The organism is Microcystis sp. M169S2 (genome assembly GCF_020245865.1).
In the GTDB taxonomy this organism is placed as follows: domain Bacteria; phylum Cyanobacteriota; class Cyanobacteriia; order Cyanobacteriales; family Microcystaceae; genus Microcystis; species Microcystis ichthyoblabe_A.
Genome location: NZ_JADBUB010000107.1, coordinates 46194 through 54602 on the forward strand (window position 1 = coordinate 46194; position 8409 = coordinate 54602).

The window sequence follows — 8409 nt, forward strand, 5'->3', positions numbered from 1 at the left end:
AAACGGGCTAATGATCAGACAGGGATTGAAGTTTTCCCTAGGTGCTGCTCTCTTAACGAGTTTCTTTTGGCACCGAGGAAATGTATTAGACAACTTTGTTTATCCCGTCTTTGGGTATGTCTCTGTACTGATTGAGCCATCCATGGGAGGTGCGATCGCTGCTGGTTTGGGGCGTTTGGGGGGAAGTGCTTTGGGGGGAATCATTGCCGCTATCCTGGTGAACGCCTACGGAATCCAAGGCTCAAGTTTTTTTGTCATTCCCTCTCTCACCTACATTTTAGCCGCCCTGATCTGTGAAACTTACCGATGGCAAGCCGCTTATTCCCAAGCCACACTACTGGGCGCTTTAATTGCCATGAGAGTGGTAGGAACATCAGCACAACAAGATATCTGGCTCTATTTGCGATCGCGCCTGATCGATAACTGGATCGGAATCGCTGTGGGAATTGCTGTGGCCTTACTATTTTGGCCCCAGAATACTCGATCCGATCTCAACCGGAACTTGATGGGAATCCTTCAAGATATACCGCACTTGTTCCAAAAAATCCTCGATCGCCACTTAAAAACTGAGGTCGAGGAGCGGGATTATTCTCTTTCTATTGAGCAGAACGAGCTTAACTTACTCAATCAGATTAAAAAATCAACACAAACTAGCCTTTCAATGCTCACAAAAGCAACCCATGAATTCGGTAGTGAGATATTGGTGGCAGAAAATTGGAGTGAAATCTTGGCAATTCAGAACCAATTGACTCGACAATTAGCTGATCTGATGGCTTTTAAGGGCGAAAAGCATGAACAAAATTTAGTGCGTCAGTTCAGGGCGGAATTTCACCAATTGGCGACTCATCTTACCGACAGCTTTGATAGCTTGAGGGATCTGAGTAACGCCAAAAAAATCTTAGCTACCCCTTACCTGACAGAATTAGAAGAAGATTTAGCGAATATTGGGGGTAAACTTGATCATCTCCGAACAAGTGGAGAGATTGATCGGTATGATGTTCAAGAATCACTACAGTTTTATCAATTTATTCAACTTGTATCTCGATTTATCCAACAATGCGAGGGATTAGGAGGCAGGATAATCGATAAAACGAAAGTAACTGCAACTTTCAGGCGAAGACACCTGATTACCTTTCCCAAATGGGCCCCTATATCCCTAAAACGCCTGAGAGAAATTGTCAGTCTTGGCCTGGTTATTGGTTTGTTACTGGCTATTATTCGTCACATCGAGTTTCCCTATCCTTCTGCTTACGAAAAAGTGGCAGATATTGTGATAATAGGTGCAGTGGTCACTGTCATTCAACCGACAAGGGGGCGAGCGATCGCGATCGGTTGGGCGGCCACTGTTTCCTTGAGTTTGACGATTCTCTGTATTTACCTGTTGGTCAAGTCCTTTGGTTATAATCCTTTTAGTAGCAGTCTGGCTTATTTTTTCGCCTACTTCAGTTGTGCTTGGCTGGGGTTTACGCCGATCGCTCGCATCGGTGCGATTGTAGCAGCCGATGCCATCGGGAAGGATATTTTTCCTTTTTTCGAGCAAGGAATTTGGGCTGCACTGATTTCAGTTCCCGTAGGCGCGTTTCTGGGGGTGTTGCTGACCACTGTATTTATGACAAAATCGGCTACAAACCAACTGGAAACAGATTTTTCTGTGACTTTTAAGAAAATGGGACAGCTATATCAAAAACTGCTGTCAGGCTATTTTCAGGATACGATACCACCGTCAGATATCGCCCAACTGAAGCAGGCCATCACAGTGGCGATCGCTCAACATCCAGCCTCGGTTAAGATTGCCAGTCTCGAACAAATTTCCACAGTTTTAGCAACCAAACACCAAAATTTTTGGAATTTCTCCATTGGCTACGAACAAAAACTCTCGGCTCAACTGGATGCTTTACAAGATGTGCTACAGCAACCGCTTCCTGAACCGATACGACAAAAGTTTTTACCTGAATTACAAGCGATTGCAAAAAAGACTGCGATCGCTTTTGATGAAATTGCTGAGGCGATCGCTGCCCAGGTAATTCTCAACCCACCAAAGTTAGGATTGCTCATCGAAGAAATTGAATCTCTTGAGAAGCAATTACTGAGTTTGCGGGTTGAGAGTCGAAGTTATCCCTTAAATGAGCTAATCGCGTTTAGCTCGGCTTTTATGACGATGAAAGCCATTGCCAGCAACTTAAATCAAATGAGTCAAGACTTACCTGCCTACACCCAATAGGTAATAGGCAAATATTATCAGCCTGAAGGATTTCTGCTCTTAGGGCTGTATATTCAGTAGAGTGTAGGGTGCGTTAGGCGGCTATCAATTTAGTCAAAAAACTAAAATTAATAATTCGCCGTAACACACCCTACAAGATCGGCGATCGCACTAACGGTCGCGCTCACCGGACACAAAAAACCTTTAAACTCAACCGACCATATTTGTCCGTTCCGGTGCAGCGCGCTTGTTAGGTCTGGATCGTATTCATCACGTTCACGGGCGAGATCAGGTCAAACACAACCGTCTCTGGCACCGCATCGGCGTTTGGATACAGTTCGAGGTACCGGGCGATGTCCTTTGCCTGTCTGATGCGGATCGCCTGACCCACCTCGCGCACGTCTTGGTAAAAACTGTCAACGATGTCGCGTAGTGCTGGTACGACAAAACCATAGCTATCCTGTAGCACATCAATGGATGGCTCCAGCACACCTCGACCAAAGACGGTTTCAGGATAAGGACCCTGCCCAGTAACCGATGCGTTGATCTGGACATCCATAAAAGTCATGTTCCCGATATCCTCATAGGTCGCAGTTTGTGATGGAAGACAGAACAATACATCGGCGGATGTCCATTCAGCAGAGGATTTGCCTTGCGGGGGGGCGTACATTAGGGTGGAGGCGTTCGGTACGAATGCAGCGTGATTGTAGGCACCGTCATTGACCACGGTGTGCTGTACAGAGAACTGCCAGATAAACATCGTTAGCACTTGCTTTAGGCAGTCAGCGGTCTTGACCTCGCTGGGGAATCGCTGCGCCCGACGGTTGCCGTCGATATAGTTGAATGACGGGATTAACTTATCGAAGAATCGTTGCAGTTGCACATCTGCTGCAATCTCGCGATCTCCCCCCGGATATTGCACATTGACAAATGCGTTGACGAACCTGAAGATTGCTTTGAACCACAAGCTGGCATCGTGCACATAGGGGTAGGAAAACGGTGTTTCGGAAACCCCACGTTTCGCAGCATCGATCGGAATTGCTAGATCTAGGAAACGAAAATCACTATCGTTGTAAATCCGATTTTGCAATTGATAGTTGCCAATACGACCGCAAGAGAAGATTAAATCGTAAATGAAGCCGATGTTGTATACGCCGGGAGTGCCATTGATAGTTCGGGTTGTGGGGAATGGTTGGGCTGTCGGATCGTAGTCATGATTATAGATGGTTTGTTGGAACTCGACTGTCTTGACGACATGAGGACTCAGCAATTTGAACACAGGGTGTTGCTGGAACGGTTCGCTGGAAACAGGTTCGGTGAGTGGGTTGAATACCTCTTCCGAGAACAATGAGATCGACACCATCGCACAGATCTGGTGGGTCAGCAATTGATGAAAGCCAACATCATGGAGGGTTTGTCCGGCGCAATTGGTTTGCATTTTTGCCAGCAACCAGGCATTGGCGGCATTAGTCATATTGGGGGTGAATAGCTCGCCGCCCAATTCAAGCTGGATGCCCAGCGGCATCAGTTCGTTTTGCGCTGTGACTGTGAAAAATACGATTGGCTTGGCGAGGTAGTAGCCTTCGGGAATTACTGTACATGCTGACAAGTAACGACGATAATCTGCGATGTACTGAACATTCTCGATTGGCCCCAGGTCTTCCGGGTTAGGTACCTCAGCCGTGGCGATAAGCTGTTTGACCTCAGATACATTTACTCGTGTCAGCAGGTTCGGCATGAAACCGGCTAACTGCTGGCGTGCGAATTCATCGTCGTCCTTCAGCCAGAACTCTGGAGCGGGAATAGCCTGGAAATTGTTGCCATAATAGATGTCTTCTAACATATCTACCGCATTGTCCGTGCGGATAGGCTTCGGTGGTAATTTCGCCCGCTGCGCCACGTTATCGTCCCACAGTGCATTCAACATCTTGAGGACTTGCTTGTCCTGTGTCGTTGCTTTCATAGTCTGTGGCACTGTGTTGTAGTCGGCAATGAATGCAGGGACGAGACCTTCAAAAACGTAATTTGTATTCCCATAAATGCTGCGATCGCCATTGGGTGGCACTGCCGCCGCATTGCGATCCACCAGATTGTATTGATAGGCATAACTCATCTGGTTTGCGGTACTAGGATCGCCTTCGATATCGGGTGTTGTGTAAGTACCCCAGATCTCCTTCATCTGTTGAATTTTCTCCTTTGCACCCGCCTGCTGGAGGATATTCAGTACAGCGTTATAGGCTGAATCCAGCGCGCCGACGATCCAGCCGTGATGCACAGAGCAACCCTCCCCAGCAAAGTTGAGGCAGCCATCGAATTCTGGAGTTAACAGGGTGGGGTAGAGATACTTAAATTGATTGGGGTTAAACAGCACAAATGCGCCACCCCCAGCGTGTTCGTCCCAAAACCAGGTTTTTGTGGTTCTACCGTCGTCGTATCCGGCAAAGTGTTCGTAAACATCCACATCTGGGTAGAGATACTGAATTCCTTTAAGGCATTCTTCGATACGTTCGCGATCGCTTAGCGCTCCAAGTTTGCGGGCATCCATCGCCCAACAATAGATCTGTAGAACGCCCTGCTGGGCATTGTATCCATAGGATGGATAGATGATCTGGCGGTTGGGTCGGTCGGTGGCAGCAGCACCGTATCCCCCCTGTCGCTCTCCGGCTTCAATCCAGAACTGTTTTTTGAAGGTCAAAAATGCCTTGAATGCACTCATATAGTTGGATTCGCGGATTGCCTGCGCCTTGGCAAAGGAAAGACTATTGAGCAGGTTCAGCCGATCTGCGCCATTCAGGTAGCAGCCGTTGGGTAATGTGGCGATCGCATAAGGGTATACATGTTCTGAATCCTGTGTGGTAGCAAGGTCGCGAACGACCAACCGCATCCCACCATGACCATCATATAGCTCGGCATCGTGCTGCAATGACACCGCCTTGTGCCGCAGGTAGACCCGCTGGCGCTGGTTGGCACTAACAAGTTCTGGCGGGCTGGACCCAGCAGTTTGTACATTCTGGCTGTCCTTGGCATGGGGTGGTTCGGCATCTGGGGTCAGATTTGGTGGATTGTAAGTATAGGAACCATCCGGTTTTGCCGGGAGCATTCCGACCTGTATCTGTGCGATCTGACCATCCTTGCTTGACACTGCATCCGCCAGATCGAGGACAATGCGACAGGCATCGGGAAAATGCTGCATTCCCTTATCAACCGTCAACATATAGATGGCATTATCCCCGGGTCGATAGGGATCTTTGCTGCCGCCCCAATCGTATACAGCTATCACCATCTCTACAAATGACACTGCATACATACCGCTGCCAACATTGGTGGTTTCTAGGAAACTGGCGACCGACCACGGCAGCAGGTCGTTCTTGGTACCCATCTGTGGATCGTAGTATTCGCCCATATCACCCAACCGAAACTGGGTGGTGAGATAGTCCCACATCGAGTACTGGTCAAATTGCATTAACAGTTCAAAGCCTTCCGCGAAGGAACGGTTGATGGCATCAAGGAACGGCTTGTTAACTTGGTCTAGTACCTGGTTAATGGGCAAATACTGATTTTTCTGGGAGTCTAGTTTGGGTGTCAGCCAAATGTCGGGCACGTCGCCACCAGTTGATTGACCAAAGTTGAACCCGTTCAGCACCGACTGGCTGCTGGTGGTGAACGTTGGCATATTGTTGTACCGGAGTCTTTGTTGGGGCGAGTTGTAATAGAACTTCCGCCAGTAGACTTTTTTGTCACCTAAACCGTTGCGATCCAGTACAGCATTGACAGCAAGCGCCACTTGTTGCACTGGCAGCATATCTGCGGAAAATTGCGGCAGCCGCATACCGCCGACTTCACCGTAAAGACCGGCCTTTTCCATGTCATTCGGATCGTAATCTGAGGAATACCAGGTGTCGATCCGCCCCCCAACCCGGTCGCTGCTTTCAAAGATGTCGCACTCAATGCCGAGAGATCGCAGGATTAACCCTGCGAAGAGTCCAGCAAAACCTCCGCCGACAATACCAACCATCGGATGATCGGTAGGGTTCTCTCGACTGCAAGCCTCAAATGTCTGCTGAAATCGCTGTGCATTCTCACGGCTGCGCTGCCTACTGACAGTAAAACGATAGTCCGAACCATAATTCCTCAACACCCAGCGAGAAAACGCCGATCGCAAGGAGCCAACGTTAGCAGTAACCGGGGGGGATGCCGATGAGGGTGAGTGAAAGGAGAGGTAGCTCATAAGTTCAAGGTTTGATCTTTAGAAGTTTGGGCGTTGCTGATTTGAGATATGAATCTTCTTTTGTGGGATTTTTAAAACCTAGACCCAAACTAACTTTTGGATAGGTCCAAGGTTGTCATTCATACCTTGATTCAGCAACGCCGAAGTTTGAATATCGAAAGAAGGTTGAACATCGAATGCTAGGGGACTACGATTTGATATAGCCCATGATGGGTTCACGTAGAACCTAACTATATATTATGCGGAAATTTTCCGTATATCACGCTAAATACGCACTTTTTAAAGAATCTTTCCGTATATTACGCTCAAATAGAGTGATCGCGAGAAGTTTTCCGTATAATATTACAATAAGCGTGTTATGCCGATTAGCGTACTCTGTGATGAACCCTCCCGCACCCCGAAAACTCCTAGACGTAGTGCGTGAAACCATTCGCCTCAAACACTACTCCTACCGCACCGAACAAACATATCTGGACTGGATTAAGCGTTATCTGCTCTTCCATCAGAAAAAACATCCCCGTGAAATGGGGGGTGAAGAAATTAGAGCCTTTTTGACCCATCTTGCCGTTGATAAAAACGTTGCCGCCGCCACCCAAAACCAAGCCCTCAACGCCATCCTTTTCCTTTATCGAGAAGTTCTTAAAATTGAACTGGAAAATATCGGTACATATTTACGGGCAAAAAGTCACAAACGTCTGCCCACCGTCCTCACCAAAGAAGAAGTGCAAAACGTCATGAAGCACCTCAGTGGTGTAGAGCATATTATCGTTCAACTGCTTTATGGTAGCGGGTTGAGATTAGCCGAAGCCCTCAATTTGCGAGTCAAGGACGTGGATTTTGCTCAAAATCAACTGATTATCCGCGATACCAAAGGCAAAGAAGACCGCGTAACCCCCCTACCCCAACGCATTCAAGCCTCTCTCAAAGAACATCTCCAAACTGTACAACGCCTACATCGACAAGACTTGGAAAGAGGTTACGGTTCTGTTTATTTGCCCTACGCCCTGGCGCAAAAATATCCAACAGCTGACCGTGAATGGATTTGGCAGTATATTTTCCCCTCCTACACCCTATCCCAAGACCCGCGTTCCGGCGAAACCCGCCGCCATCATCTCCACGAAAGCACCATCCAAAAAGCTCTCAAACAAGCCGTTCAGCAATCCGGCGTGCCTAAGCGAGTCAGTTGCCATACCTTTCGCCATAGTTTCGCTACCCATTTACTGCAAAATGGCTATGATATTCGCACCGTTCAAGAATTGTTAGGTCATAAAGATGTGAGGACGACGATGATTTATACCCACGTTTTAGCCAGAGGTGGCAGAGGTGTGAGAAGTCCCCTTGATGATTGACTGATTGGTAATGACAGATAGTCTATAATTTACATAATAAACCAGGGAATTATTAAATTATGACTGCTACCGTTATCGATATTGGAACCTTAATTATTAGTAGCTAAAAATGGCTGATGATTTTGATGTTTTACCCGATGATATTATCAACAGTTTTGAAAGAGAGTAATTTTAAAATATTTACTAGATACTCATATTTTGCTTTGGTGGTTAGATAATAATAAAACTCTGAGTAAGTCAGCAAGACAAATAATTTCTAATTCAGAAAATGCTATTTTTGTTAGATAGTAGGTGCAGTGGTCACTGTCATTTAACCGACACGGGGTCGAGCGAGCCTCGGTTAAGATTGCCAGTCTCGAACAAATTTCCACAGTTTTAGCAACCAAATGAATTACCAGCGGTCGCAACGCGCTCGCTACGCGAGACCGCACAACAAACTGCGATCGCTGACTAGGTCATTCTCAACCCACCAAAGTTAGGATTGCTCATCCAAGAAATTGAATCTCTTGAGAAGCAATTACTGAGCTTGGGGGTTGAGAGTCGAAGTTATCCCTTAAATGAGCTAATCGCCTTTAGCTCGGCTTTTATGACGATGAAAGCCATTGCCAGCAACTTAAATCAAATGAGTCAAG

3 protein-coding genes are annotated in these 8409 nt (G+C 47.2%); 2 read left to right on the top strand and 1 reads right to left on the bottom strand.

What is annotated here, in order from left to right:
* Positions 1-10 precede the first annotated feature (10 nt).
* The gene (locus tag IM485_RS11405) at positions 11-2221 is read left to right on the top strand and encodes an aromatic acid exporter family protein (RefSeq protein ID WP_353846011.1); all 2211 of its coding nucleotides are present in this window, start codon (positions 11-13) and stop codon (positions 2219-2221) included.
* 229 nt (positions 2222-2450) lie between these two features.
* Here the strand turns inward: IM485_RS11405 and IM485_RS11410 are convergent, their stop codons facing one another.
* Positions 2451-6215, bottom strand: coding sequence for an FAD-dependent oxidoreductase (locus IM485_RS11410; RefSeq protein ID WP_287743116.1), 3765 nt, complete (start codon positions 6213-6215; stop codon positions 2451-2453).
* A gap of 593 nt (positions 6216-6808) precedes the next feature.
* Here IM485_RS11410 and IM485_RS11415 point away from each other — a divergent pair.
* The gene (locus tag IM485_RS11415) at positions 6809-7777 is read left to right on the top strand and encodes an integron integrase (RefSeq protein ID WP_287743118.1); all 969 of its coding nucleotides are present in this window, start codon (positions 6809-6811) and stop codon (positions 7775-7777) included.
* The last annotated feature ends 632 nt before the right edge of the window (positions 7778-8409 follow it).

Coding starts and splice junctions, on each gene's coding strand:
- IM485_RS11410 (WP_287743116.1), bottom strand. CDS start 6,215: ATGGTTGGTATTGTCGGCGGAGGTTTTGCTGGACTCTTCGCAGGGTTA.
- IM485_RS11405 (WP_353846011.1), top strand. CDS start 11: ATGATCAGACAGGGATTGAAGTTTTCCCTAGGTGCTGCTCTCTTAACG.
- IM485_RS11415 (WP_287743118.1), top strand. CDS start 6,809: ATGAACCCTCCCGCACCCCGAAAACTCCTAGACGTAGTGCGTGAAACC.